This is a genomic window from Halocalculus aciditolerans (genome assembly GCF_014647475.1).
Classification (GTDB): Archaea; Halobacteriota; Halobacteria; order Halobacteriales; family Halobacteriaceae; genus Halocalculus; species Halocalculus aciditolerans.
Window position 1 is genome coordinate 195,406 of record NZ_BMPG01000002.1, and the last position, 24,682, is coordinate 220,087.

26 protein-coding genes and 1 CRISPR repeat array are annotated in these 24,682 nt (G+C 67.5%); of the genes, 19 read left to right on the top strand and 7 right to left on the bottom strand.

Features of this window, described 5'->3' with window-relative positions; genetic code table 11:
* The first annotated feature begins 74 nt into the window (after window positions 1–74).
* The 8 genes from cas6 to cas2 are packed head-to-tail and all read left to right on the top strand — an operon-like array spanning window position 75 to window position 9,470.
* Window positions 75–884 carry a CRISPR-associated endoribonuclease Cas6 gene (cas6, locus tag IEY26_RS07700; RefSeq protein WP_188977589.1) on the top strand — a complete coding sequence of 270 codons (810 nt, stop codon included), beginning with the start codon at window positions 75–77 and terminating at the stop codon, window positions 882–884.
* On the top strand, window positions 871–3,006 hold the full coding sequence (gene cas8b / locus IEY26_RS07705) for a type I-B CRISPR-associated protein Cas8b/Csh1 (protein WP_188977591.1): 2,136 nt from the start codon (window positions 871–873) through the stop codon (window positions 3,004–3,006). Before cas6 ends, cas8b begins: the two co-directional genes overlap by 14 nt.
* A 2-nt stretch (window positions 3,007–3,008) precedes the next feature.
* Entirely contained in the window at window positions 3,009–4,088 is a 1,080-nt protein-coding gene (gene cas7b, locus IEY26_RS07710) for a type I-B CRISPR-associated protein Cas7/Csh2 (protein WP_188977592.1), read from the top strand.
* A 2-nt stretch (window positions 4,089–4,090) separates the two neighbouring features.
* Complete coding sequence (cas5b, locus tag IEY26_RS07715) at window positions 4,091–4,978, top strand: type I-B CRISPR-associated protein Cas5b (RefSeq protein WP_229773982.1); 888 nt, start codon at window positions 4,091–4,093, stop codon at window positions 4,976–4,978.
* A complete protein-coding gene (locus IEY26_RS07720; protein WP_188977593.1) occupies window positions 4,979–7,624 on the top strand; it encodes a CRISPR-associated endonuclease Cas3'' in 2,646 nt (881 codons plus the stop codon).
* Complete coding sequence (gene cas4 / locus IEY26_RS07725; protein WP_229773983.1) at window positions 7,621–8,211, top strand: CRISPR-associated protein Cas4; 591 nt, start codon at window positions 7,621–7,623, stop codon at window positions 8,209–8,211. The genes IEY26_RS07720 and cas4 overlap by 4 nt, the downstream gene beginning before the upstream one ends.
* Window positions 8,212–8,214: 3 nt before the next feature.
* Window positions 8,215–9,207, top strand: a complete 993-nt coding sequence (gene cas1b, locus IEY26_RS07730; protein WP_188977594.1) for a type I-B CRISPR-associated endonuclease Cas1b — start codon at window positions 8,215–8,217, stop codon at window positions 9,205–9,207.
* On the top strand, window positions 9,207–9,470 hold the full coding sequence (cas2, locus tag IEY26_RS07735) for a CRISPR-associated endonuclease Cas2 (RefSeq protein WP_188977595.1): 264 nt from the start codon (window positions 9,207–9,209) through the stop codon (window positions 9,468–9,470). The genes cas1b and cas2 overlap by 1 nt, the downstream gene beginning before the upstream one ends.
* 160 nt (window positions 9,471–9,630) lie before the next feature.
* Window positions 9,631–10,704: a CRISPR direct-repeat array (repeat unit 30 nt; unit sequence GTTACAGACGAACGCTAGAGCGGTTGAAGG).
* A gap of 109 nt (window positions 10,705–10,813) precedes the next feature.
* Here cas2 and IEY26_RS07740 read toward each other — a convergent pair.
* From IEY26_RS07740 to IEY26_RS07760, 5 genes are all read right to left on the bottom strand, one after another.
* On the bottom strand, window positions 10,814–11,266 hold the full coding sequence (locus IEY26_RS07740) for a hypothetical protein (protein ID WP_188977596.1): 453 nt from the start codon (window positions 11,264–11,266) through the stop codon (window positions 10,814–10,816).
* A gap of 42 nt (window positions 11,267–11,308) precedes the next feature.
* Window positions 11,309–11,602 (bottom strand): helix-turn-helix transcriptional regulator, encoded by a 294-nt coding sequence (locus IEY26_RS07745; RefSeq protein ID WP_188977597.1) that lies wholly within the window; start codon window positions 11,600–11,602, stop codon window positions 11,309–11,311.
* 152 nt (window positions 11,603–11,754) lie between these two features.
* The gene (locus IEY26_RS07750) at window positions 11,755–12,012 is read right to left on the bottom strand and encodes a DUF2250 domain-containing protein (protein WP_188977599.1); all 258 of its coding nucleotides are present in this window, start codon (window positions 12,010–12,012) and stop codon (window positions 11,755–11,757) included.
* A gap of 108 nt (window positions 12,013–12,120) precedes the next feature.
* A complete protein-coding gene (locus IEY26_RS07755) occupies window positions 12,121–12,537 on the bottom strand; it encodes a DUF7528 family protein (RefSeq protein WP_188977601.1) in 417 nt (138 codons plus the stop codon).
* A 147-nt stretch (window positions 12,538–12,684) separates the two neighbouring features.
* Window positions 12,685–13,938, bottom strand: a complete 1,254-nt coding sequence (locus tag IEY26_RS07760) for an LEA type 2 family protein (RefSeq protein WP_188977603.1) — start codon at window positions 13,936–13,938, stop codon at window positions 12,685–12,687.
* Between the two features lie 179 nt (window positions 13,939–14,117).
* On the opposite strand from IEY26_RS07760, the gene IEY26_RS07765 reads away from it, so the two are divergent.
* The 4 genes from IEY26_RS07765 to IEY26_RS07780 all read left to right on the top strand — a co-directional run bounded on the left by IEY26_RS07765 (window position 14,118) and on the right by IEY26_RS07780 (window position 15,906).
* The gene (locus tag IEY26_RS07765) at window positions 14,118–14,300 is read left to right on the top strand and encodes a DUF7525 family protein (protein WP_188977605.1); all 183 of its coding nucleotides are present in this window, start codon (window positions 14,118–14,120) and stop codon (window positions 14,298–14,300) included.
* Window positions 14,301–14,337: 37 nt separating this feature from the next.
* Window positions 14,338–14,562: a DUF7123 family protein gene (locus IEY26_RS07770; protein WP_188977607.1), complete on the top strand. Its 225-nt coding sequence runs from the start codon at window positions 14,338–14,340 to the stop codon at window positions 14,560–14,562.
* 106 nt (window positions 14,563–14,668) lie between these two features.
* The gene (locus tag IEY26_RS07775; protein ID WP_188977609.1) at window positions 14,669–15,115 is read left to right on the top strand and encodes an SRPBCC family protein; all 447 of its coding nucleotides are present in this window, start codon (window positions 14,669–14,671) and stop codon (window positions 15,113–15,115) included.
* Window positions 15,112–15,906, top strand: a complete 795-nt coding sequence (locus IEY26_RS07780; protein ID WP_188977611.1) for a nitrilase-related carbon-nitrogen hydrolase — start codon at window positions 15,112–15,114, stop codon at window positions 15,904–15,906. The genes IEY26_RS07775 and IEY26_RS07780 overlap by 4 nt, the downstream gene beginning before the upstream one ends.
* Window positions 15,907–15,909: 3 nt before the next feature.
* On the opposite strand, the gene IEY26_RS07785 is transcribed toward IEY26_RS07780, so the two are convergent.
* The gene (locus tag IEY26_RS07785) at window positions 15,910–16,548 is read right to left on the bottom strand and encodes a helix-turn-helix domain-containing protein (protein ID WP_188977613.1); all 639 of its coding nucleotides are present in this window, start codon (window positions 16,546–16,548) and stop codon (window positions 15,910–15,912) included.
* Between the two features lie 83 nt (window positions 16,549–16,631).
* Here IEY26_RS07785 and hutU point away from each other — a divergent pair, with 83 nt between their 5' ends.
* From hutU to hutH, 4 genes are read left to right on the top strand one after another with little or no spacing between them, the layout of a single operon-like run.
* A complete protein-coding gene (gene hutU / locus IEY26_RS07790) occupies window positions 16,632–18,416 on the top strand; it encodes a urocanate hydratase (protein WP_188977615.1) in 1,785 nt (594 codons plus the stop codon).
* Window positions 18,413–19,339, top strand: coding sequence for a formimidoylglutamase (gene hutG, locus IEY26_RS07795; RefSeq protein ID WP_188977617.1), 927 nt, complete (start codon window positions 18,413–18,415; stop codon window positions 19,337–19,339). The genes hutU and hutG overlap by 4 nt, the downstream gene beginning before the upstream one ends.
* A complete protein-coding gene (hutI, locus tag IEY26_RS07800) occupies window positions 19,332–20,612 on the top strand; it encodes an imidazolonepropionase (RefSeq protein WP_188977619.1) in 1,281 nt (426 codons plus the stop codon). The genes hutG and hutI overlap by 8 nt, the downstream gene beginning before the upstream one ends.
* A complete protein-coding gene (hutH, locus tag IEY26_RS07805; RefSeq protein WP_188977621.1) occupies window positions 20,602–22,185 on the top strand; it encodes a histidine ammonia-lyase in 1,584 nt (527 codons plus the stop codon). The genes hutI and hutH overlap by 11 nt, the downstream gene beginning before the upstream one ends.
* 25 nt (window positions 22,186–22,210) lie before the next feature.
* Here hutH and IEY26_RS07810 read toward each other — a convergent pair whose 3' ends face one another.
* Window positions 22,211–22,978, bottom strand: a complete 768-nt coding sequence (locus IEY26_RS07810; protein WP_188977623.1) for an enoyl-CoA hydratase/isomerase family protein — start codon at window positions 22,976–22,978, stop codon at window positions 22,211–22,213.
* A 143-nt stretch (window positions 22,979–23,121) separates the two neighbouring features.
* Between IEY26_RS07810 and IEY26_RS07815 the strand changes: the two genes are divergently transcribed.
* The 3 genes from IEY26_RS07815 (at window position 23,122) to IEY26_RS07825 (ending at window position 24,595) form a co-directional block, all read left to right on the top strand.
* Window positions 23,122–23,319, top strand: coding sequence for a hypothetical protein (locus IEY26_RS07815; protein WP_188977625.1), 198 nt, complete (start codon window positions 23,122–23,124; stop codon window positions 23,317–23,319).
* Between the two features lie 146 nt (window positions 23,320–23,465).
* Window positions 23,466–24,212, top strand: coding sequence for a ribonuclease H-like domain-containing protein (locus IEY26_RS07820; RefSeq protein ID WP_188977627.1), 747 nt, complete (start codon window positions 23,466–23,468; stop codon window positions 24,210–24,212).
* Window positions 24,213–24,265: 53 nt separating this feature from the next.
* Complete coding sequence (locus tag IEY26_RS07825) at window positions 24,266–24,595, top strand: DUF5789 family protein (RefSeq protein WP_188977628.1); 330 nt, start codon at window positions 24,266–24,268, stop codon at window positions 24,593–24,595.
* Window positions 24,596–24,682: the final 87 nt, after the last annotated feature.

Genomic DNA, 24,682 nt, shown 5'->3' on the forward strand with positions numbered 1-24,682 from the left:
TAAACACTTATGTCACTAGTCCATCCATTTCTGTCCGATGAGCAGGAACAACCCTGGGTGGTTCCCGTGAGCCGATGAGGCTTCTCGTCCGATTAACGGCACAGGCGGACGCAGAGTATTCGATCTCGTACCACCACAAGCTTCGTGGTCGGTTGTGGCGGGCGTTCGAGGGGACGGCGTTCGACGAGGAGCACGACACTCCGAACCCGCGCGGGTGGTCGTTCTCGAATATTTTCCCGTGGGGTTCGATTTCGGAGGGCGACGAGCGGTCGTTGCTCGTCGCGTCTGCGCGGGAGCCCGTTCTCGCGGCAGTCGCGGAAGACCTCCGTGAGAACCCCGAGTTCAACGTCGGCGAGATGTCCTTCGAGGTCGACGGTCTCACCCAAGTCGATCCGGACGTCGGCGAACCGGGGACTCGGGGAACGATCGAGACGGCGACGGGTGTGTTCGTACGGCTGTTCGACGAGCACCGCGAGCGGTACGGAATCGACGGGGAGTACGAGGGGACGCCGACGTACTGGCAGCCCGAGCACACCGTCGAGCCGTTCGCGAACGCGGTAGAGGCGAACCTCCAGCACAAACACGATCAGTTCGCACCGGACTACCTGCCCGGTCCGGAGGACGTCGACGGCGACCTCTTCGAGGGCTACGACCTGATCAAGACGTACGCGCTTCCCGTGACGGAAGGCGTCGAGATCGAGGCGGTCGTGAGTAAGTGGAAGCTCGATTACCGTGTTCGCGACGACCACCACCGCCGCCACCTGAATCTCGCGTTAGATACGGGGATCGGCGGCCGGAACGCGCTCGGGTTCGGGTTCGTGAACGTCGTCGACCGGACGCGGCCCGGCGAGACCGAACTGGAGGGCGAGCATGCTTTCCCCTGAGGAGTTCGAGGAGGCGTACGATGCCGACGAACTCCGCGAGGAGCTTCCGGCGTCGCCGGTCGCGTCGCTTCGCGACCTCCAGTATCTCTACGGGACGCTCTACACGCTCGCGACGGCGGGCGGCGGGGAGTACGCGTCGTACCTCACGCCGGACGCGGCGGGCGACCTCGTCGACACCGCCGACAGTCTCGTCGTCGTTCGCGTCGACCTCTCCGGCGACGACCCCCGGCTCGCCGACGACGAGACCGGCCCCGTCGAGGTGACGCGGTACAGCGACGATCTCGTCGAGAAGGTCGCGCACTGTAAGTATCCCGCGGCGCGCGGCATCGATCACAGCGTCACGCATCAGGCCGGCCGGAACAGCGACCCGGAGAAGCTCGCGCGGTACGCGAACGAGCGGTTGACGAAGTGGGCGACCGACGACGTCGTGCAGGAGACCGCCGAGGAGCACGAGAACGGCTGGGTCGTCGACGCGCTCGCGGCGCTCGGCGAGAGCGAGGACGCCCTCGACGAAATCGAGGACGGCGTGGAGCGCGAACTCGGCGGGGAGTCCGCGACGGCGCTCCTGACCGTTCGCGTGAAGACGGACCCAGCAGGCGACTACCGGTGGCCGGGCGAGGTCGACGTCTTCCAGGCGGCGATGCGCGCGCGGAAGCTCTCGAAGCTCGTCACGAAGAACAAGGCCGACGACTCCTCGGGGGACGCCGTCGACCTCGTGACCGGACAGTCCGCGCGGACGGTCGGGACCGCGGAGGACCCGCAGAACTACTTCCTCGGCAAGCAACTGGAGAAGTTCCCGGGGCTCGACATCGAGGAGGCGTGGCGGACGCATCCGATCTCGGAGGACGCGGCGGTCACCGTGATGAACGCGGGGGCCTTCGTCGAGGCCTGTGCGTACCGGACGTTCGGCGCGAAGGTGTACGCGCTCCCGTACTTCTTCGGGACAGTGAATCCCGAGCGCGCGCAGTCGCTCTACCGCATCCTCTACGCGGCGGCGACGGCGGACGACGAGTCGCGCATCACCGCCATCGAGCGGGCGTATCAGTACAGGGAGGAGTGCTCGTTCGACGAGAACCGCCTGCGGTTCTACGTTTCCGCCGTGCTGCCGCATCAGACCTCGCGGTACGACGTCGTCGGGGAGACGCTGAACGCCCGACTCCTCTATCCGGCCGTCGTCGCGAACGCCCATAGTCGAATCTTGGAGACGGCGGCGTTCCGCGACGGCGACGACGCGACGGCGGCGCTGCCGACGGCGAACTGGACGCTGCTCTCCGGAGACGGCGCGACCGAGCTTCTCGGACCCGTGACGTCCGGCTGGTACTTCGCGGAGACGTTCCCGCGGGGTGACGACGACACGGACGCGAGCGCGGACGACCCGCGGATCGAGGCGCTCGTCGACGTCCTCAGCGGCACGTCGATTCCCGTCTCGTTCCTCCTCGACGCCTACGTGGACCGCATCGAGGCGGACGCGTCCGACGACGACGTCGAGGGGTTCCCGGTCTTCCGGGTGGCCTCGCAGTACGCACAGCTCTGCGCGCTCGCCGACGCCGGGGACGGCTTCCTCACCGGCGAGGGCGCGAAGAGACCGATCACCGAACCACCGACGTACGAGACACGAACCATGGGATCACGAGACGAAATCACTATTCCGGACGGCGGCTTCGCCGGCGAACAGAAACTCGCAGACTTCATCGACGACACGCCCGCGCTCGCGAACGACCAGCGCTGTGGCGTCTTCCTGCTCGGCGCGCTCGTCGGCGCGGTCGGGAACTACCAGGAGTGGCACGAGGACCGCTCGACGACGCTCGTCGACCAGTTCCCCGTGAAGTCGATCACCGCGAATCGCGTGAAGAAGGTCACGCAGGACGCGATCGAGAAGACGCTCACCTACACCCGCCAGGAGAAGAAACGCGGCGGGCAGACGTATCCGGGAACGAAGTTCGACCACATCGTCGACCGCCTCCGCGAGCGCGTCATCAACCCCGACCCCGACGAGTGGGATCTGGAGAAGAACGACCTCCGGTTCTACTACGCGCTCGGCGTGACGTACGGGATGAACGACCGCTCGCTCTACGAGAGCGACGACACAGACGACGCGAACGCTGACCCCGAGGAGAACTAACGATGTCCGAAACCCAATCCGAATCCACTGCTGTCGAGAACCGCTCCGAGATTGTCTTCCTGTACGACGCCGTCGACGCGAACCCGAACGAGAACCCGCTCAGCGGCGCGAACCGCCCGCGCATCGACCCCGGAACCCAGCAGGCCATCGTGACGGACGTCCGCCTGAAGCGGTACCTCCGCGACCAGCTCGACGACGACGGCCACGGCGTCTACATCCGGAACGTGCAGAACGAAGCGGGCTATCAGGCGACTCGCGTGGACCTCCTCGAAGACCGCCTGAAAGGCGTTGACCTCGACGACTACGACCCGGACGACGACGAGGACGCGGAGCGGCTTCGTGAGGACGTCTTCGGTGAGTTCCTCGACGAGAGCGCGGACGTCCGATACTTCGGCGCGACGATGAGCGTCGACACCGACGACGACTACGAGGACCTCCTCCCCGACCACTTCACGGGGCCGGTGCAGTTCTCGCCGGGGAAGTCGATGCACGCGGTGAACGAGAACGAGGAGTACGACAGCCTCACGAGCGTCATCGCGACGCAAGGCGAGAAAGAGCAGGGCGGGTTCGACCTCGACGACCACCGCATCCAGTACGGGCTCATCAGGTTCCACGGGCTCGTCGACGAACACGGCGCGGAAGACACGAAGCTCACGTCCGAGGACGTCCGGCGGCTGGACACGCTCTGCTGGCGTGCGCTGAAGAATCAGACCGTGAGCCGGTCGAAAGTCGGACAGGAACCGCGACTCTACTGCCGCGTCGAGTACGCGGAGGAGAGCTACCACCTCGGTGGGTTGGACAAAGATCTCGCCCTCGACGAGTCGGAGTCGAAGGCCGAAGAGGACCTGCGGAACGTCCGCGACCTGACGCTCGCCGTCGACGACTTCGTCGACCGTCTCGGGAACGCGGAGAAACAGGTGAAACGCGTCCGCGTCGTCGCGAGCGACGTCCTCCAGTGCTCTTACGACGGCGACGTCGGCGGACCCGTCGTCCTCTACGACGCGCTCCGCGACGCCGTCGGCGAGGACACGGTGGACGTCGTCGACGTCTACGACGAGTACCCGGAGACGCTGGGAGCGTAGCCGTGGCGCAGGAATCGCTCGACGGCTGGTTCGACGAAGGCGAAGAGAGCGCAAGTCGTGGTGAGCGCGACGCTCTGGACCGTTCGTCCGAGCCGAGCGACGGGACCGCCGAGGCGTCGACGGCTTCGAGTTCGCACGAGTTCCCCGAGCGCTGTCTCTCCTTCACCGTTCGCGGTCCGTGGGGGCACTTCCGGCGCGTCGAAGGGAACGTCGTGAAGCAGACGTATCGCGTCATCCCGCGGACGACGGTCGCGGGGCTGCTCGCGGCCGTGCTCGGCATCGGCCGCGACGACTACTACGAGCTGTTCGCCGAGGGCGCGTCGGCGGTCGCTATCGAGCCCGTCAGCGAGCTCCGAACGCTCAACATGCCGATGAACGCGCTCTCGACCGCGAAGAGCGACCTCACGTCGCTGAACGGGCGCGGGAAGGTTAGCGTGCGCCTCCCGAACCCGGCGAAGCTCCGCCAGCAACACAACTACGAAGTCCTCGTCGACCCCGCCTACCGCGTCGACGTCGCGCTCGCCGACGACGAGCGCTACCGGGAACTTCGCGAGACGCTCGACGCGGGGAAGTCTCACTACGTCCCGAGTCTCGGGCTCTCAGAGCATCTCGCCGAGATCGACTACCACGGCGAGTACGCCGTCGAAGACGGTTCGAGCGAGGGCGTCGTCGACGTGGATTCGGCGGTGCCGAACGCCGTCGACAGCGTCGTTCCCGACCCCGGAACGCGGTGTCAGGTCGAGGAGTCACCGGCGTTTATGGAGACTGACGCTGGCGGCCGGACGACGACGGCGTTTACGGCGTACACCTACAACCCTGATGCGGGTCCGCTCGCCGTGCGGGATGTCGAAACCTCGCTGGTGGACGGCCGGACAGTGGTGTTCGTCTGAATGGCGCTCGACCCAGCGAAGCGCTACTCTCACCCGCCCGAGGACGGCGACGGCGGAACACTCCTCCTCGACCACCTCCGGGACGTCGCGTTGCGCGTCGACCACGTCGTTCCGGCGGACGCGACGACGCCGAGCGGCGAGTCGCTCCGCGAAGTCGTCCGGCGTCTCGCGCTCGTCCACGACTTCGGGAAGGCGACGACGTGGTTCCAGCAGTATATCGACGACGACCGCCGCGACCCGACGCCCGAGAGGAAGCGGTATCACGCGCCGCTCGGGTCGTTCGCCGCCTACGCCGTCCTCGATGGGGACGAGTTCGCCGACGAGACGCGCCTCGCCGGGTTCGTCGCCGTCGCGAAGCACCACGGCCGCCTCCCCGACGTCACTGACTACGTCTACAAGCGAACGACCGGCGACCTCGCCGACGACGCCGACCGGCTGGACGCGCTCGTCCACCAGGCGAAGGACATCTACGACGACGCCCCCGACGTCGCGACGACGGTCTTCGAGGACGCGACCGGGAGCGAAGACGAATGGGCGGCGTTCGCGCGGTCCCTGGTCAACGACGATTCCCTCCTCGAGGAGATCGCCGAACACGTCTCGACGGACGGACAAGAACTGACCGACGCGCTGTCCCCGTCCTGCTACGGGCTCGTCCTCCAGTGTTGGAGCGCGCTCGTGCTCGCCGACAAGACGAGCGCGGCCGGCGCGGACCGCGGCGAAGAGACGTACGGCGCGGAGTCGCCCGACTTGGAGACGCTGAACGGCCACATCGACGGCCTGCAAGCAGCGGCGAACCCCGACCCGGACGGGACGCGCGAGCAGCGACTCAACTACTGTCGCGCTCGCGCCCGCGAAGCGGTCGTCGAGAACGCCGCGTCGTTCGCCGAGGACGGCGGGGGTGGGGTCGCGACGCTCACCCTTCCGACGGGCATGGGGAAGACGCTCACCGGGCTCTCCGCGGCGTTCACGATACGGGACGCGCTCGACGGCGACCGCGTCGTCTACGCGCTCCCCTTCACCAGCGTCATCGACCAGGTCGTCGACGACGTCCGAGACATCTACGACGCCGACCTCGCGGGCCCCCTCCTCACCGCCCATCACCACCTCGAGAACGCGGCTATCGAGTACGACGGCGCGGACGACGCCGCAGACGGCGATAATGCGGCCGACAGAGCGGAGCGAGACGGTGACGTCGCGAAGATGCTCGGCGAAGCGTGGCGCGCCGGCCTGACGGTGTCGACGTTCGTCCAGCTCTTCGAGAGCCTCGCCGGCCCGCGGAACCGTCAGTCGATGAAGCTCCCCGCGCTCCAGAACGCCGTGGTAATTCTCGACGAACCGCAGAGCCTCCCGCTGGACTGGTGGAAGCTCGCGCCGCGGCTCGCCGAACTCCTCGTCGACCAGTACGACGCCACCGTGATCGCGATGACCGCGACGCAGCCGCTGCTGTTCCGAGACAGCGTCGAGTCAGGAGGGGACGTCCCCGAACTCGTCGACGTCGACGACTACGACTACTTCGACGCCGTCGAACGCGTCACCTACGAGTTCGACGACTCGGCCGAACGCTACATCGAATCACGGGCGGAGCCGAACTCCTACGCGGACGCCGCCGCGGAACTCCGCGCGCTCTCCGATGAGTCCGCGCTCGCCGTGACGAACACCATCGACAGCGCGCGCGAACTCACCGACGCCGTCACCGACGACGGTGGCTTCGTCGACGTCGCGGACGCGTACGCGGACGAACTGGACGCGGTCGGCGACGCCGACGCCGTCGAAGTCGGCGAAGTCGCCAAGCGCGTCCTCGACGACGGCCGCCGCCCCGTCCTCCACCTCTCGACGCGCCTCCGCCCCGTCGACCGACTCACCCTCGTCGAGACTGCGAAGCAACTCACAGAGAAAGACTGCGGGCTGCTCGTCGTCTCGACGCAGCTCATCGAAGCCGGCGTGGACATCAGCTTCGACCGCGTCTACCGCGACTTCGCGCCGCTCGACAGCATCGTGCAGGCCGCCGGGCGCTGCAACCGCTCGTTCGAACGCGACCGCGGCACCGTCACCGTCTGGTGGCTCGACGCGCCGAACGACGACAGTCAGAAGACGCCCGCGGAAGCCGTCTACAACACTGGCGGTGACGGAGGGGGGACGAAGCTCTTACCCGTCACCGCGAAGGCGGTCGAACAGACACGGAGTCGCGTCGAATCGTTCGACGAAACCGCGATGGCGAAAACCGCGGTCGAGAGATTCTACCGGATACTCCACGACGTCCGCGACGTCGGGACGCAAGCGTACGCCGACTACGTCGACGACGCGGACGCCGACGCACTCGGCGACTGCTCCCTCATCGATCAGAAACCCACCGCCGACGTACTCGTCACCCGAACACCCGCCGAGCGCCGGCGTGTCGAAGCACTCAGAGAGGCGAACCGAACGTTCGACTTTGACGCCCTCGACCGCCTCCGCGCGGAAACGAAGCCTATCCGGCTCTCGATTCCGCTCTACGACGACGAGACGAAGGACGCGATCCTCGACCTCCCTCCGGTCATCGAGGACGAAGGGCTGTACGCACTCGACACGCACCAGTACCGGGACCACTTCAACACCAGCACCGGGTTCACGGTCCCCGAGAGCACGGTCGCCCACCAGTTCCTATGATCGACGACACAGCCGGAGACGGTGACGACACCGCCCCCTCCGACGACCCCGTCGACCGCCTCCTCGCGTCCGCCCGCGACGAATCGATCGAGGACGACGTGCACGTCACCGGCGTGATGATGCAGTATTACGAGGTCTGTACGCGCGAACTCTGGTTCGACTCGCGGGACATCGAAATCGACCGGGACAACGCCGCCGTCGCGCGCGGCACTCGCGTCGACGACGAAGCCTACAGCGAGAAACGCCGGCACGTCTCCATCGACGGCACCATCGCCATCGACGTCCTCGACGACGGCCGCGTGATGGAAGTCAAGCCCTCCTCGGCGCTCGTCGACCCCGCGAAACTCCAACTCCTCTACTACCTCTGGTACCTCAAGCACGTCACCGGCGTCGACCGCGACGGCGTCCTCGCACACCCCAGAGAACGCCGCCGCGAAGACGTCGAACTCACCCCCGAGAACGAGGAGTGGGTCGAAGACGCGATTCGCGGCGTCGTCGACGTCATCGAACGCGACAGCCCGCCCGCCCCCACCGAGAAGCCGTTCTGTGAATCCTGCGCCTACTACGACTTCTGCTGGAGCTGCTAACCCATGAACGACAACTTCCACGTGTTCAGCGACGGACGCATCGAACGCACCGACGACACCATCCGACTCGTCCGCGAAGACGGCGAGAAACAGTACCTCCCCATCGAGCGCGCCGAGGCCATCTACCTCCACGGCCAAGTCGACTACAACACCCGCCTCGTCTCCTTCCTCAACGAGCAGGGAATCGCGATGCACGTCTTCGGCTGGAACGACTACTACGCCGGCTCCATCATGCCGAAACGCGGCCAGACCTCCGGCCAAACCGTCGTCGCCCAAGTCCGCGCCTACGACGACCCCGACCACCGCCTCACCATCGCGAAACGCTTCGTCGACGGCAGCATCCACAACATGCGCGCGAACGTCTCCTACTACCACAACCGAGACCACGACTTCACGACCGCCCTCGACACCCTCGACGACCGACAAGCCGCCATCGACGACGCCACCGACGTCAACGAACTCATGGGCGTCGAAGCCGGCGCACGCAGAGCCTACTACGCCACCTTCGACGACATCCTCCCCGACGACTTCGCCTTCCGCGGCCGCACCTACAACCCCCCGGACAACGAGACGAACAGCCTCATCTCCTACGCCAACTCACTCGTCTACGCCAACACCGTCTCCGCCATCCGAGCCACCGCCCTCGACCCGACCGTCAGCTACCTCCACGAACCCGGCGAACGCCGCTACTCGCTCTCCCTCGACATCGCCGACATCTTCAAACCGATCCTCGCCGACCGCGTCATCTTCCGCCTCCTCAACCGCCGCCAACTCTCCACCGACGACTTCGAATCCGACCTCAACGGCTGCCTCCTCACCGACGACGGCCGCGAAACCTTCACCCGAGCCCTCGAAGAAACCCTCGACCAAACCGTCCACCACCCCACCCTCGACCGAAACGTCAGCTACCAATATCTCCTCCGCCTCGAAGCCTACAAACTCAAAAAACACCTCCTCACCGGCGAAGAATACGTCCCCCTCAGGCGGTGGTGGTAATGCCCTACATCATCGCCGTCTACGACGTCGACGCCGACCGCACCCACCTCTTCCTCAAACTCTTCCGCCGCTACCTCACCCACATCCAGAACTCAGTCCTCGAAGGCTTCATCACCGACGGCCGCCTCCAACGCCTCCGCGGCGAAATAGAAGCCCTCCTCGAACCCCACGAATCCGTCCTCATCTACGAAGTCTCCAGCGAAGACTACGTCGACCGCACCGTCTTCGGAACCGACCCCAAAGCAGACGACACCTTCCTCTAACCGTCGACCCCCCGGGGGTTCAGGGACTACTAACGGTCGACGGAAACGCGGGCCGACCGGGCTCGCCGCGACGGGCCGCGTTCAGGGACTACTAACGGTCGACGGAAACACCCAAGGCAAACCCCACAGTACAAGCCCTACACGCCCCGAATCGGGCATGGTTACAGACGAACGCTAGAGCGGTTGAAGAGGCGTCCGCGAGAATTGCACGCTCGTAGGCGTCCTCGTTACAGACGAACGCTAGAGCGGTTGAAGAGAGGATGCGGCAGACGAGGGTTGGGGTTGCGCGTCCCGTTACAGACGAACGCTAGAGCGGTTGAAGATGCCAACACAAGCATCCGGTCATTCTCAGACGTCGTTACAGACGAACGCTAGAGCGGTTGAAGATCGTTGTGGTTAATCCACGTAACGGGCCCGTCGTCAGTTACAGACGAACGCTAGAGCGGTTGAAGACTCGGCGCGTTCGGCACAGTCAGACTGTCGTCAAGTTACAGACGAACGCTAGAGCGGTTGAAGGCTCAAGTTCGGCGTCGACGACGGGCGATGCGGCGTGTTACAGACGAACGCTAGAGCGGTTGAAGGCAGTACCATCCCGGATTCGTACCTCTACGGCGAACGTTACAGACGAACGCTAGAGCGGTTGAAGGGAACTGGCGCTCGGTCAGGACCTTCTCTCGGCTATGTTACAGACGAACGCTAGAGCGGTTGAAGGTCTTCGCGCGCGTCTTCGAGGCAGACGATTGCGAGTTACAGACGAACGCTAGAGCGGTTGAAGTCTGATGCGGCCGACGCTCCGCGAGCTCGACGACCAGTTACAGACGAACGCTAGAGCGGTTGAAGTGTGATGCCGAGAAGCTGGCCGAGGAACGAGAGGACGGTTACAGACGAACGCTAGAGCGGTTGAAGTGCCGACGAGCACCTGCCGCGGGTGCTCGCACACCGCGTTACAGACGAACGCTAGAGCGGTTGAAGTGCCGACGAGCACCTGCCGCGGGTGCTCGCACACCGCGTTACAGACGAACGCTAGAGCGGTTGAAGCCTCGCTACCAGCGGTCTCGCCACCGCGGGCGTCCTCGGTTACAGACGAACGCTAGAGCGGTTGAAGCGCTCACGACCGTTCGACGGCTCACGACACGGTGCGTTACAGACGAACGTTAGAGCGGTTGAAGCGGTATGGGAGAAATCGACCTTCTCTCGCTCTCGGGTTACAGATGAACGCTAGAGCGGTTGAATCGGGACGTAAATCCCGAAGAGGAGGGCCTCGTTCCAGTGTTACAGACGAACGTTTGATGCGTTAGGGATCAGGCGTGCGTCGATATATCACGGTCTGTGGTACGGCGCCCTCAGGAGAATTGGTCTTCGACGCGTTCGTCGGCGTCTTCGGCGTCTTCGGTTATGGCTTGCTCGCGGAGTTCGCTCTCGGGGTTGTCGATGTAGTCGAGGGCGGTGTCGGTGAAGGCGCCGGTGTCGACGATGGAGTCGCGGTTGTAGGAGAGGATGACGCCGCTCCATTCGCCGAGTGGTACTTGGAGGACGACGACGTCGTGGAACCAGCGTACGCTCATGTCGAGGTGGCCGAATCGTCCGAACTCTGGCTGTTCGATGTCGTCGTCGAAGCCTTTCAGGATGAGGTTTTTCGCTAACTCCTCTTCTTCCTCGGGGGAGAGGGCGTCGCTCAGGTCCGTTTGCTCGAAGACGACGTCGTACTCCTCGCCGTCGTACGCGATGGCTCGGCGGAGCTGGCCGATGTCCGCGTCGTGGAGGTGGTCGATAAGGTTTCGAGCGCCTTCGTGCATCACCACTCTCTTCGGAGAGGGGACGGTTAACGTTGCCCCCCGTCAGTCGTCGATGTCGACGACGTCGTCGAGGTACTGTTGTTCCCACTCTTTTCGGTCTTCGAGCTCTCGTTCTCCGCGTTTGGTCAGCGTGTAGATGTTCGTTCGTTCGTCGCGTTTTCCCTTCTCGACGAGGCCTTTGTCGACGACTGCGTCGAGGTTCGGATAGAGTCGGCCGTGGTTGATCGAGGTTTCGTAGTAGTTCTCCAGTTCGTCTTTGATGTCGAGGCCGTTCGGTTCCGACATCCCGGCCGTCACGACGAGGAGGTCGCGCTGGAAGCCCGTCAGGTCGTGCATGTTGTCCGAAAGGTTGACCGTCCGTCCCTTAGTTCCGGCGGCCACTCGCCTGAATCTGCCGGGAGAATATCGGCTCTCAGACCTGTCTGCGTCGAGTGGGTTCGCCGGTTCGACGCCGACCGACACTCCCTCGACGGCGTGTGGTTCGGGTGTCAGGAGAGTCGGGGGTCGTGGGGGTCGAGGGCGGTGCGGCCCTCGGTGGTCAGCCGGTAGACGACTTCGTCGGTGACGGGTTCGATGAGGCCGCGTTCGGCGAGCGCGGCGATTCTGGACTCGGCGTACGAGGTGTGGACGCCCGTTCGGTTCGCGATGATGGCGGCGTACTCGGCTCCGTTGTCTTGGAGGAACTCGAGTATCGCTCTGTCCGCTGACCGGAGCCGTCCGCTGTTGGTCTGTTGGGCGTCGCTCATCACCAACATCTGTGTTGTGGTACCACATAACAATTGTGGTGGTCTTGGAGAGAATCGTGACAGTTCTCGATGGGCGGCGGTCGAGCGCCCCGCGGAGGCGGGCCAGTCTCAGCCCTCCCTCGGGCCGCCCTGTTTCTCCGCGCGGAGCGGGTTCCGTGACGCGAGCGAGCACGGGAAGGCCGGATGCTCGGCGAAGTGCCGCACGAGCATGTGTCGACGACTGCCCGTGATTCCCGCGGCCTGCACGTCGTCCGCGCCGAACGCTCGCGGCAGCCGTTCGAAGAGCCGTCGGGCGTCGTCGAAGGAGTCGAAGACCGTGGAGTTCCCCGTGGAGTCGGCGGCGCGCCGCTCCACGACGTAACTCCCGTCCTCGCGGTGCTCGCAGGCCGTGCGGAAGAACTCCTCGCGCTCGACGAGCGCGTCGCCGACGGCGTCCGTCAACTCCTGTGCGGCGCTCCGCGAGAGTTCGACGTGCTCGCCGTCGACCGAGAGAACGATACTGCCCCCGTCGCTGTCGACCGTCAACGCGACGTCGTCGCCGGCGGCGTCGACGGCCGGAACGGTGTCGGGCTCCGAGTCGCTGGAAGTGGATTCACTGGGGGCCGAGAACTCGACCAGGAGAGTGAGTACTCCGTGCCATACCCGACTCGACGCCCCAGTCAGGTAAAGAAGTTACGGCGACACAGGCGCGACCCGTCCGCCCGCGTCGCGAACGTCGAGGAGCGACCCGTCGTCACTCGTCGTGGTCGTCGTCTCGCTTGCTGTCGTTCCGTCTGTCGTCGTCTCGTTCGCCGCCGACTCAGCGCTCGTGGTCTTCGTGGTGTCTGTGGCTTCCGTCGTCGAGTCGACGACCGACGGTACGGCGTCCGTGACTGAGCCCGTGAGCGCCGTCGTGTCGGACGTTTCGCGCTCGGTCGTCAACGGCTCCGTCGTCGTCGTTGTGGACTGCGTCCCGTTCTCCGGACCGACCTCCTCTTTCACTTCCTGGAAGATGTAGGTGCGAATGATCTCCGTGTACGCCGCGTTCTGCAGGGGGAGGCGGAGGTCGTTCACGCCGGGGAGCGGGGAGTCGACGACGGCGTAGAAGTCCATATTGAACTCCGTCGTCTGATTCTGCCGGAGGTGGCTCACCCACCACTCGTCTAAGCGCTGGTTCCGGATGTTCGTCGTCGCGGTGACGACCTGCGTGCCGCGCGGCGGAACCAGAATCTCCTCCTCGGTCGCGCCGCTCCCGACCGCGACGTCGTTCATCGTGATGTTGTAGCCGAGCTTCGTGAACGTCACCGGGACGCGGTGGGGGTTGTAGACGACGAACCGGGTCTCCAGCGGCGTCGTCTCGTTCGTCACCGCACCCCACGTCGCGTTCGTCTGATTGACGTAGAGGAGCGGGTCGCCCGTCGGGCCGGGTATCGGGCGCGTCTCCGTGGAGTTGAACTGGTCGGTGATGTTCGTCGTGACGTACTGCGGGCTCGTCTGGTACGTCGTCGTGCGACCGAGCAGGCCGGAGTGAACTTCCGCCGTCACCACGACCGACGTGTTCTCGCCGTTCCGGACGTGCGACACCCACCACGGCGGAATCCGGTCGTTCTTCAGGTACGTCGTGAGGTTGATGGTGCTGTTTCCGGGCGTGACGCCGACGCCGTGCTTCGTCCCCGTCGCCACCGTCACGTCGTTCATGTCGATACGGTAGTCGACGGTCGTATCGCCGAGCCGAACTCCGACCGGGTTCGGGTTGTGCACGACGAGGTCCGAGTAGACCGTCGTGTCCGTCTCGTTGACCGGGCCGAAGGCGTTGTCGAGGCGAGCGACCCCCGGCACGCCGACGACGCCGGTCACCGTCGCCCCGCCCACCACGAGACCGACGCCGAACACCACCGTCAGCGCGGTCTTCAGCGTCGAACCGAAGAGGAGCACGCGAACGTCCATACCTCACGTGGAGGCGCGAGCAAACGAAAACGTCCCGGTACGAGTCGCGCCGCGTCTGTCGAACCGCGGCGCACCCAGAGCCGGCTCGCCAGACGACGAGGTATCGGGACGAATCGGTTCGCTTGTCGTCGAGGCGTGGACCGCGTGTTTTTATGGGTGTTCGGGGGTGACTGGCGGATATGTCTGATACAGCGACGGCGACCGACAAGCGAACCGGCATCGCACTCGTCTTCGGCTTGCTCGCGGCGGCGTCCGCGGCGTACCTCCTCGTCGGCGGCACGCAGCTCGGTCGGGCGTACGGGATGGGGCTCGCGCTCGTCTTCGCGGCGCTCTCCGTCGCGGCCGTTCACGCGTACGAATAGAACAACCGTTAAATCGCCCGCGGCCGTACGTCAACGTATGACGGAGTACACCGAGGAGGAGCAGGCGATCCTCGAGTACCTCCAGGACAGTGCGGCGTCCGGGGACCGCTACTTCCGTGCGAAGAAAATCGCGAAACACCTCGGGTTGACCGCGAAACAGGTCGGCGTCCGCCTCCCGCGACTCGCGGAGAAGGCCGAGGACGTCGACATCGAGAAGTGGGGGCGGTCGAAGTCGACGACGTGGAAGGTCGAACCGGTCTGATTCTCCGTGGTTTTTCGGTGCGCTCTCGTGTTCGGTCGGGTTCGGTCGCCCTCGGGGTTCGGGGGTGACCGGCGGGTTTTTCCACTCGCCGGCGGAACCCGGGAGTATGACTGTTCGAGTGGAGCGGACGTTCGACGTGCCGGCGTCGCGGGATGCGGTCTGGGCGTTCATCTCGGACCCGGCGAAGCGCGCGTCCGCGATTAGCGTCGTGGACCGCTACGAGGACCGCGGGGACGCGTTCATCTGGTTCGTGAAACTCCCGGTCATCGGGACGACCGTGGAGTTCGAGACGCACGACGTCGACGTGCGCGAGAACGAGTACGTGAAGTTCGAGGGGAAGTCGCGCGTCGCGAACGTCGTGGGCGAGCACGAGCTCGAAGACACCGAGGGCGGCTGTCGGCTGACGAACCGCTTCGTCGTGCAGGGGAAGCTCCCGGGCGTGGAGCGGTTCTTCGAGAAGAACCTCGACGCGGAGCTCGACCGGCTGGAGCGAGAGCTCGTGGAGTCGGTCGGAGACGAGAGCGAAGACGAGGCGGACGGGAGCGACGCATGAGGCTCGCGCTCGCACAGCTCGACGTGGAGAACGCGGCGGTGTCGGCGAACGTCGAGCGCGCCGTCGACGCCATCGAGGCGGCGGCCGCAGCGGGCGCGGACCTCGTCGCTCTCCCCGAGATATTCAACGTCGGGTACTTCGCGTTCGACTCGTACGCTCGCGAGGCGGAGGCGCTCGACGGCCCGACGCTCACGCGGATACGGGAAGTCGCCGCGGACGAGGGCGTCGGGGTGCTCGCGGGGAGTATCGTGGAGGACCTCGCGGCGAGCGAGGGCGGGCCGGCGGAGGACGGCCTCGCGAACACGTCGGTGCTCTTCGGCCGGGACGGCGACCGGCTGTTGACGTATCGGAAACGCCACCTCTTCGGGTACGGGTCCGCGGAGACGGAGCTCCTCACGCCCGGCGAAACACCCGGCGTCGCGGAGTTCGAGGGGTTCACAGTCGGTGTGACGACCTGCTACGACCTCCGGTTCCCCGAACTCTACCGCGACTACGTAGCGCGCGGCGTCACGCTCACGCTCGTCCCGTCGGCGTGGCCGTATCCGCGCGTCGAACACTGGAAGACGCTGCCGCGCGCCCGCGCCATCGAGAACCTCTCCTACGTCGCCGCGGTGAACGGGAGCGGGAGTTACGAGGAGGCGTCGCTCCTCGGCCGCTCCACGGTCTACGACCCGTGGGGGACGCCGGTGTCGACGACGGACGACCAGCCGGACGTCGTCTACGCCGACGTCGACCCGGAGACGGTCGCCGACGTCCGCGAGGAGTTCCCGGCGGTCGCCGACCGACGCTAGAAGTCAGGCGAATCCGGCGGCCACGGCGGCGTCTACGAGTTTCGCTTCCGCTTTCCGGAGGTGCTCGCCGGCGGTGCGCCGGTCGATGCCGATTCCGTCGGCGATTTCGGCGACGGTGGTCCTCCGAGGTTGTTCGTAGTAGCCGCCGTCGTAGGCGGCGGTGAACACCGCTCGCTGTCGCGGGGTGAGCGAGACGTCGGGCGGGACGGGCGAGCGGGACGCGAGGGAGGGCGCGCGTTCGCGTTTTTCGAGGACGTCGACGTCGAAGCGCTCTCCGAGCGCGCGGTAGGCGTCGGCGAGGTCGCCGGCGTCGAGCGCGAGGACGTGGACGACGCGCGCGCCGCCCGCGTAGGTTATCGGGGGGACGACGACGCAGCCGGCGTCCGCGATGGGGGCTTCGACGCCCGCGATGGTGTCGCGGAGGCAGGTCTCCGTCACGAGGAGGCGGTCGCCCTCGGACGTGGTTTCGGCGGCGACGCCGACGGCGTCACGGACCGCGTCGACGGCGAGGCTGTCCGCGCCCGCGCCGACGCGGAGGAGGTCGCGGTGGTCGGTACACCAGAGCGTGATGGTCGCGTCCGTCCCCGCCGTCGCCGCCGCGTACGGCGAGTCGCCCGCGACCCGGAACGTCGCCTCGAACACACCGCTAACGACGCGCCGCACCGATAAAGAACCCCGCGTACGCTGGCCGTACGTCCTTGTGGCGGGCGGCCGACTACCGCGGTATGGACAGGACGCGACGGTTCGACGTCGGCGACCCGAGCGAGCAGTGGCTCGACTATCAGGGCGCGCCGACCGGAACGGACATCGAATGCGAGGGCTGGCGGCAGGAGGCCGCGCTTCGAATGCTGAACAACAACCTCGACCCGGAGGTCGGCGAGGACCCCGAGAACCTCGTCGTCTACGGCGGCACGGGACGCGCGGCGCGCTCCTGGGACGCCTACGACGCCATCCTCGCGGAGCTCCGTGAGCTCGACGACGACGAGACGCTCCTCGTGCAGTCGGGGAAGCCGGTCGGCGTCTTCCGGACGCACGAGATGGCCCCGCGCGTGCTCATCGCGAACTCCAACTTAGTGGGTAAGTGGGACGACTGGACGCACTTCCACGAGCTGGAGGCGAAGGGGCTCATCATGTACGGGCAGATGACGGCGGGGTCGTGGGCGTACATCGGGACACAGGGCATCATCCAGGGGACGTACGAGACGCTCGCGGAGCTGGCGAGCCAGGAGTACGACGCGAGTTCTCTCGAAGGTCGTATCGTGGCGACGGGCGGCCTCGGCGGGATGGGGGGTGCACAGCCGCTCGCGGTGACGATGAACGGCGGCGTCTGCATCGCCGCCGAAGTGGACGAGTCACGCATCGAGCGCCGCCTCGACACGGGCTACTGCATGGAGCGAGCGGACGACCTCGACGACGCCATCGAGAAGGCGGAAGCGGCCGCGGACGCGGGCGACCCGTACTCCGTCGCCGTGCACGTGAACGCCGCGGACATGCTCGAAGGGATGCTCGAACGCGGGTTCACCCCCGACGTCGTCACCGACCAGACGAGCGCGCACGACGAACTGGAGGGCTACTACCCGAGCGGGTACACCGTCGAGGAAGCCGACGCCCTCCGCGACGACGACCCCGAGCGGTACGTCGAGGAGAGCCTGGACACGATGGAGCGCCACGTCCGCGCCATCCTCGACCTCCAGGACGCGGGCGCGGTCGCGTTCGAGTACGGGAACAACATCCGCGGACAGGTCGAAGAACACCGCGAGATGGCGGACGCGTTCGACTTCCCCGGGTTCGTTCCGGCGTATATCCGCCCGCTCTTCTGCCGCGGGAAGGGCCCGTTCCGCTGGGTGGCGCTCTCCGGCGACGAGGCCGACATCCACCGCACCGACGAAGCAGTGAAAGAGCTCTTCCCGGAGAAGGAGGATCTCACGCGGTGGATCGACCTCGCACAGGAGCAGGTACAGTTCCAGGGGCTCCCCTCCAGAGTCTGTTGGCTCGGCTACCAGGCGGCCGATGCGTCGGAGACGCGCCGGGACGGAGGCGGCGACGCCGCCGGAGCGGAACGACTCACGGAGCGCGCGCGGTTCGCGCTCCGCATCAACGACCTCGTCGCAGAGGGGGAGATTTCCGCGCCCATCGTGGTGACGCGCGACCACCTCGACGCGGGGAGCGTCGCGAGCCCGCACCGGGAGACGGAGGCGATGCGGGACGGCTCGGACGCGATTGCGGACTGGCCGATTCTGAACGCGCTCCTGAATACGGCGGCGGGCGCGGACATCGTGAGCGTGCACGACGGCGGCGGGGTCGGCATCGGGAACGCCCTGCACGCGAACAACCACGTCGTCCTCGACGGGTCGGACCTCGCGGCGAAGAAGGCCCGGCGTGTGTTCACGACCGACCCGGGGATGGGCGTGATTCGGCACGCGGACGCCGGCTACGAGGAGGCGTTCGACGAGGCCGAAGAATCGAGCGTCGCCGTGCCGATGCGCGACCGAACGGAGGGCGGCGAGTGAGCGGCTTCGCCGACCCGCCGGCGTGGTCGGGGTCGTCGAGCGACCCGAACGACGTCCAGTTCGGCGACGTCGTCGAGGGGACGGCGCTCGCGGACGCCGACAGCTACGACCGCGTGCTCGTCGGCGAGCCCTACGACGGCGCGGTCATCGGTCGGACGGGCGCGCGCGACGGCCCCGCGGCGATTCGCGAGTCGCTCGCCGCCGCGAAAGCCTACCACTTCGAGCACGGCACGGTCGCTTCAGTTGGCGACCTCGGCGACGTCCGACCTCCCGAGGGGGACGTCGCGCACGTACAGGAAACGGTCGCGGATGTCGCGGCGGAGGTCCACGCGCTCGACGCGACGCCGGTCTTCCTCGGCGGCGACAACTCGCTCACGTACGGGAACGTCCGCCCGCTCCTCGACGACGGGGCAGTGGGCGTCGTCAGTCTCGACGCCCACCTCGACTGCCGCGAAGTCGGCGACGAGCCGAGTTCGGGGACGCCGTACCGCCAGCTGTTCGACGCGGGCCTCGACGCGCTCGCCGTCGTCGGCGCGCGGCACTTCGAGACGACGGGAGCCTACCACGCCTTCCTCCGCGAGCAGGGCGGCCGCGTCCTCACCGCGAGCGAAGTCGGCGAGAGCGTCGAGGACGCCGCGCAGGCGGCGCTCGCCACCGTCGCGGACGTCGACACGCTCTACGTGAGCCTCGACGTCGACGTTCTGGACGGCGCGCTCGCGCCCGGAGTGTCCGCGCCGACGCCCGGCGGGCTCACGGCGCGCGAGGTGTTCGCGCTCCTCCGCGCGTTCGCCGCGGACGACCGCGTCGCCGGGTTCGAAGTCGTCGAGACCGCGCCCCGCCTCGACTCGAACGGCCACACGACGAAGACGGCCGCGCGCGCCGTCGCACACTTCCTCAGCGCGCACACACACCACCATGCCTGAGAACACTACCGAACACGGCCAGAGCCGCACTGACCCGTTTGTCGAACCGGGTCACACCGGATACACACTCGTCTATGACGCCGCCGACCTCGTCGTCGGCCCGGCCGACGCGGACAGTCCGAATCGCCTCCGCCGCATCGAGGGCGGCGCGCTCGTCGTCGCGGACGGGCGCGTCGTCGCCGTCGGCGACACCGCCGACGTGACGCGGGAGTATCCGGCCGAGAACGCCGACACCGCGGTCGACGCGTCGGGGAAGGCGGTGACTCCGGGGTTCGTCGACCCGCACACGCACGCGCTCTTCGCGGGCGACCGCAGCGACGAGTTCGCGCGGAAACTCCGCGGGGAGAGCTACCAGGAGATTCTCGCGGGCGGCGGCGGCATCCTCAAGACTGTGCGCGCGGTCCGCGACGCGAGCACCGAAGAACTCGCCGCGAACCTCACCGAGCACCTCGACCGGATGCTCGCGTTCGGGACGACGACCGTCGAGGTCAAATCCGGCTACGGCCTCGACACGGAGACGGAGCTCCGGATGCTCGACGCCATCGACAGCGCCGCCGGCGCACACCCCGTGGACGTCGTCCCGACGTTCATGGGCGCACACGCCGTTCCCGAAGGGACGGACGCCGACGACTACGTCGACGCGGTCGTCGAGGAGCAGTTGCCTGCCGTCGCCGAGCAGGGCGTCGCCGAGTTCTGCGACGTCTTCTGCGACGAGGGCGCGTTCACCGCAGCACAGTCGCGTCGCGTGCTGGAAGCCGGCGTCGAGCGCGGCTTGACGCCGAAGATCCACGCCGAGGAGTTCGCGCGCATCGGCGGGAGCGAGGTCGGTGCCGACGTCGGCGCGGCGTCCGCCGACCACCTCCTGAACGCCACAGATGAAGACGCGGCCGCGCTGGCGGAAGCGGGCGTGACGCCCGTGCTCCTGCCGGGGACGGCGTTCGGACTCGGCGCGGACTACGCCGACCCGTCGCTGTTCGACGAGCCGGCCATCGCGTCGGACTTCAACCCGAACTGTTACGCGCGGAGCATGGGGTTCGCGGCGACGCTCGCGTGCGTCGGAATGGGGATGACTCCCGAGGACGCGCTCGTCGCGGCGACGCGGAACGCCGCGCGCGCCGTCGACCGCGACGACGGTCTCGGCACGCTCCAACCGGGCGCGCCCGGGGACTGCCTCGTCCTCGACGCGCCGAGCTTCGTCCACGTCCCCTACGAGTTCGGCGAGAGCACGGTCGAGACGGTCGTCAAGAACGGAGGTGTCGTCTATGAGCGCTGAGGTCGTGCTCGACGGCGACTCACTGACGCCCGAGGACGTCGTCGCCGTCGCCCGCCAGAACGCATCGGTCGAAGTCGCCGACGACGCCCGCGCGGCCGTTCGCGACTCCCGCGAGCGCGTCGAGGACATCGTGGAGAGCGGACAGGCCGTCTACGGCCTCAACACCGGGTTCGGCCAGCTCGTGAACACGCGCATCGAGAGAGAGGAGATGCGGGAGCTCCAGGCGAACCTCGTGCGCTCGCACGCCTCGGGCGCGGGCCGCGAACTCGACATCGAGGAGGTCCGCGCGATGCTCGTCGGCCGGCTGAACGCGCTCGTGAAGGGGTATTCGGGCGTCCGCGAGTCCGTCGTGGACGCGCTTTGTGCGCTCCTGAACGAGGGCGTGACGCCGGTCGTGCGCTCGCGGGGGAGCCTCGGAGCGTCCGGCGACCTCGCGCCGCTCGCACACCTCGCGCTCGTCCTCATCGGCGAAGGCGAGGCGGACGTCGAGACGGGCGGTGAGACGGAGCGCCTGCCCGGCGGGGACGCGCTCGCCGCGGTCGGCCTCGAACCGCTGGACCTCGCGCCGAAGGAGGGCCTCGCGCTCATCAACGGCACGCCGCTCTCGGCGGGTATCGCGTCGTTCGTCGTCGTGGACGGCGAGCGGGCGGCGCGCGCGGCGGACGCCGCCGGGGCGCTCACGACCGAAGTGACGATGTCGACGACGGCGAACTGCGACCCCGCCATCCACGACGCGCGGCCGCACGCCGGCCAGTCGACGGTCGCCGAGACCGTCCGGGCGCTCACGGCGGAGTCGGAGGTCGTCGAGTCCCATCGGAACTGCGACCGCGTGCAGGACGCCTACTCGATTCGGTGCCTGCCGCAGGTCCACGGCGCGGTCCGCGACGCCCTCCAACACCTCCGCGAGGCCGTGGAAGTCGAACTCAACAGCGCGACGGACAACCCGCTCGTGTTCGACGCCGCCGACGTCGACGAGCGCGCGGTCGGCACGAGCGCGGGCGCGGTGCTCTCCGGCGGGAACTTCCACGGCGAACCGCTCGCGCTCCGCCTCGACTACGCCACGTCGGCGCTCTGTGAACTCGCCGCTATCTCGGAGCGCCGCACGGACCGCCTCCTCAACCCGAACGTCCAGGAACACCACCTGCCGGCGTTCCTCGCGGCGGAGCCGGGGCGGCACTCGGGCTTCATGATTCCGCAGTACACGGCGGCGGCGCTCCTGAACGAGATTCGGAGCCTCGGCCGCCCGTCGATGGACAACACGCCCGTGAGCGGCGGGCAGGAAGACCACGTGAGCATGAGCCTCCAGTCCGCGTACCACGCGCGGACCGCCGTGGAGAACACCCACACCGTCCTCGGCGTGGAACTCCTCTGCGGCGCGCAGGCGGTCGAATACCTCCCCGGCGACCTCGCGCTCGGCCGCGGCACGGAGGCCGTCTACGACACCCTGCGCGCGGTCGTCGAGACGCTGGACGCGGACCGCGCGCTCTCCCCCGACATGGACGCCGCCGCCGACATCGTCGCGCGCGGCGTGCTCGACGACGCCATCGACGACGCGGTCGACGGCTTCAAATAAGTACGGGAGGGGGCGTCGAGCGGAGTTAGGAGGGGTAGTCGGGGTCGCGTTTTTCGAGGAAGGCGGCGACGCCCTCGTCGTGCTCGGGGGTGTCCATCGCCTGCGTCTGGAGGGCGGCTTCGCGCTCGTTCGCGTCCCGCCAGCCGCGCGCGAGGTTCCCGTGGATGGCTTCTTTTGTTAGGCCGATAGTGCGCGTGGGGCGCGCGGCGAGCGTCGAGAGGATGGCTTCGACGGTCTCGTCGAGTTCGTCGGCAGGGACGGCGTCGTTGACGAGGCCGAGGGTCGCCGCCTCGTCGGCGGAGACGAACTCGCCAGTGAACGCGAGGCGTTTCGCCGCGCGGAGGCCGACGAGCCGCGGGAGGAGGTGCGTGCCGCCGGTGTCGGGGATGAGGCCGACGCGGACGAACGCACAGGAGAACCGGGCGTCGGCGGTCGCGTACGCGAAGTCAGCGACCGCGGCGAGCGCGAGCCCCGCACCGACCGCGTCGCCGTTCACCCGCGCGACAATCGGAACAGAAGAGGATAACGCGGCTTCGACGATGCGGCCGAAGGTGTCGAGCACGCGCTCGTAGCCCTCGCGCGTCCGCTCGTCGCGCTCCGCCATCCACTGGACGTCGCCGCCCGCGCAGAACGCGTCGCCCTCGCCCGTGAGGACGACGGCGTCGTGTGATTCGACGTCGACGCCGTCGACGGCGTCCGCGAGGTCGCGCGCCACGTCGGTCGTCATCGCGTTCTTCACGTCGGGTCGGTCGAACGTCACCCACCGCACGCCGTCCTCGTCGGTGATTCGCATACCCGGCTCGTTCGAGACACCGCCCCCTAAGCGTTCGCGTCCCCGGCCCCGCGGACGCGATGACGCAGCGGTGTGTCGAGCCGCGATACCCGACTGGGTGGCCGTAACCGCTATTGTACCGTCCGCCTTCGGCTCCAACCACGATGTCGAGCGAACCGTCCGGTTCGGGCCTCAGCGACCTCTTCGTGGAGGTCACGGGGACCGACGAAGTCGTCGAAGAACAGGTCGAAGCGCAAAAACGGGTGAGCGAGGACGACGTCGACGTGGCCGCCGCGGCGGACGACGGCCTCCAGGACGCCGTGGCGAACGGCAACGACGACCTCGCCGCGCAGTTCGACTGAGAGTAGGTGTCGGACGGCGAGTGGCCGTTCGAATCTGAACGTGTCGGACGGCGAGTGGCCGTCGGAGCGCACGGTTCCAGCCGGCGAATCGCGGGACGGGCGTGCGACCGAACGCCCTTTCCGTGTCGGTCGCGGACTCACTGGCGATGCGGGTCGAGAACTCCTTCATCGGGGTGGACGGCGTCGGTGAACGCACGGAGCGGAAGCTCTGGGAGCAGGGCGTCACGCACTGGGACGATTTCGACGCGGACCTCCTCGGTTCGAAGACGGGCGCGGCGGTCGCCGACTACATCGACGAGGGCACGACGCGTCTCGACGCGGGCGACGCGCGGTTCTTCGCGGACAGCCTCCCGGACAGCGAACACTGGCGGCTCTACGAGAATTTTCGTACTAGCACGGCGTTCTTCGACATCGAGACGACGGGGCTGGACGCGGCGTCGAGCGTCGTCACGACGGTCTCCGTGACGGTTGACGGGGAGACGACGACGCTCGTCCGCGGCCAGGACCTCACCGGGGAGAACCTCCGCGCGCTCTTTGATGACGCCGCGCTCCTCGTCTCCTTCAACGGGAAGCGCTTCGACGTGCCGTTCCTCGAACACCACTTCGACGTCGCGCTCGCCGACCGCCCGCACGTCGACTTGATGTACCTCGCGAAGCGCGTCGGGCTCTCCGGCGGGCTGAAGGCCATCGAGCCGGAGCTCGGCATCCACCGCGACGACGACGTCGACGGCCGCGAAGCCGTCCGGCTCTGGCGGCAGTACGAGAATCACGGGGACGACGCCGCGCTCGACCGCCTCGTCGCCTACAACCGCGACGACACCGAGCACCTCGAAACGATACTGGACGAGGTCGCGGGTCGCGTGCGCGCCGAGACGTTCGACCCCTACCTCTGACTCCATCCGGCTGAACCACAGCGTTTTCACGCCTCCTCGCCGAACCTCCGCGCATGGCTGCTCCACCGCCGACATCTGACGACGACGACGACCCGGCGGCGCTCGCGTTCGGCATCGCCGCCGTGGAGACGCACATCGAGGGCGCGGACATCGAGTGGCCGGCGACGAGCGAGGAAATCGTCGCCGCGACCGGCGACCCCGACATCCCCTACAACCCCCACGGCAGCACCGTTCGCCTCGGCGAGATACTCGATCAGACCCGCCAGTCCACGTTCGACTCGCGCCGCGACCTCCTCAACGCCCTCCACCCCCGCTTCGAGGAGTACCGCCGCTCGCGCTCCGGCGGCATCCTCGGTCAACTCCGCTCTCTCCTCCCCTTCTGACGCCGAGCGCGCCGACGCGTTCAGCTATTTCGTCTGCACCGACGGGTGACTGTCGTCGTCGACGGCGACGGTGACGCTCGCGTTCGG

Excerpts from the sequence above, each read along its gene's own strand:
- IEY26_RS07810 (WP_188977623.1), bottom strand. The coding sequence starts at position 22,978 with ATGCGAATCACCGACGAGGACGGCGTGCGGTGGGTGACGTTCGACCGA.
- cas6 (WP_188977589.1), top strand. The coding sequence starts at position 75 with ATGAGGCTTCTCGTCCGATTAACGGCACAGGCGGACGCAGAGTATTCG.
- IEY26_RS07745 (WP_188977597.1), bottom strand. The coding sequence starts at position 11,602 with ATGCACGACCTGACGGGCTTCCAGCGCGACCTCCTCGTCGTGACGGCC.
- IEY26_RS07765 (WP_188977605.1), top strand. The coding sequence starts at position 14,118 with ATGTCTGATACAGCGACGGCGACCGACAAGCGAACCGGCATCGCACTC.
- hutH (WP_188977621.1), top strand. The coding sequence starts at position 20,602 with ATGAGCGCTGAGGTCGTGCTCGACGGCGACTCACTGACGCCCGAGGAC.
- hutI (WP_188977619.1), top strand. The coding sequence starts at position 19,332 with ATGCCTGAGAACACTACCGAACACGGCCAGAGCCGCACTGACCCGTTT.
- IEY26_RS07780 (WP_188977611.1), top strand. The coding sequence starts at position 15,112 with ATGAGGCTCGCGCTCGCACAGCTCGACGTGGAGAACGCGGCGGTGTCG.
- hutU (WP_188977615.1), top strand. The coding sequence starts at position 16,632 with ATGGACAGGACGCGACGGTTCGACGTCGGCGACCCGAGCGAGCAGTGG.
- IEY26_RS07770 (WP_188977607.1), top strand. The coding sequence starts at position 14,338 with ATGACGGAGTACACCGAGGAGGAGCAGGCGATCCTCGAGTACCTCCAG.
- IEY26_RS07750 (WP_188977599.1), bottom strand. The coding sequence starts at position 12,012 with ATGAGCGACGCCCAACAGACCAACAGCGGACGGCTCCGGTCAGCGGAC.
- cas8b (WP_188977591.1), top strand. The coding sequence starts at position 871 with ATGCTTTCCCCTGAGGAGTTCGAGGAGGCGTACGATGCCGACGAACTC.
- IEY26_RS07720 (WP_188977593.1), top strand. The coding sequence starts at position 4,979 with ATGGCGCTCGACCCAGCGAAGCGCTACTCTCACCCGCCCGAGGACGGC.
- cas2 (WP_188977595.1), top strand. The coding sequence starts at position 9,207 with ATGCCCTACATCATCGCCGTCTACGACGTCGACGCCGACCGCACCCAC.
- IEY26_RS07775 (WP_188977609.1), top strand. The coding sequence starts at position 14,669 with ATGACTGTTCGAGTGGAGCGGACGTTCGACGTGCCGGCGTCGCGGGAT.
- cas1b (WP_188977594.1), top strand. The coding sequence starts at position 8,215 with ATGAACGACAACTTCCACGTGTTCAGCGACGGACGCATCGAACGCACC.
- cas4 (WP_229773983.1), top strand. The coding sequence starts at position 7,621 with ATGATCGACGACACAGCCGGAGACGGTGACGACACCGCCCCCTCCGAC.
- IEY26_RS07820 (WP_188977627.1), top strand. The coding sequence starts at position 23,466 with ATGCGGGTCGAGAACTCCTTCATCGGGGTGGACGGCGTCGGTGAACGC.
- IEY26_RS07815 (WP_188977625.1), top strand. The coding sequence starts at position 23,122 with ATGTCGAGCGAACCGTCCGGTTCGGGCCTCAGCGACCTCTTCGTGGAG.
- IEY26_RS07825 (WP_188977628.1), top strand. The coding sequence starts at position 24,266 with ATGGCTGCTCCACCGCCGACATCTGACGACGACGACGACCCGGCGGCG.
- IEY26_RS07740 (WP_188977596.1), bottom strand. The coding sequence starts at position 11,266 with ATGCACGAAGGCGCTCGAAACCTTATCGACCACCTCCACGACGCGGAC.
- cas7b (WP_188977592.1), top strand. The coding sequence starts at position 3,009 with ATGTCCGAAACCCAATCCGAATCCACTGCTGTCGAGAACCGCTCCGAG.
- IEY26_RS07760 (WP_188977603.1), bottom strand. The coding sequence starts at position 13,938 with ATGGACGTTCGCGTGCTCCTCTTCGGTTCGACGCTGAAGACCGCGCTG.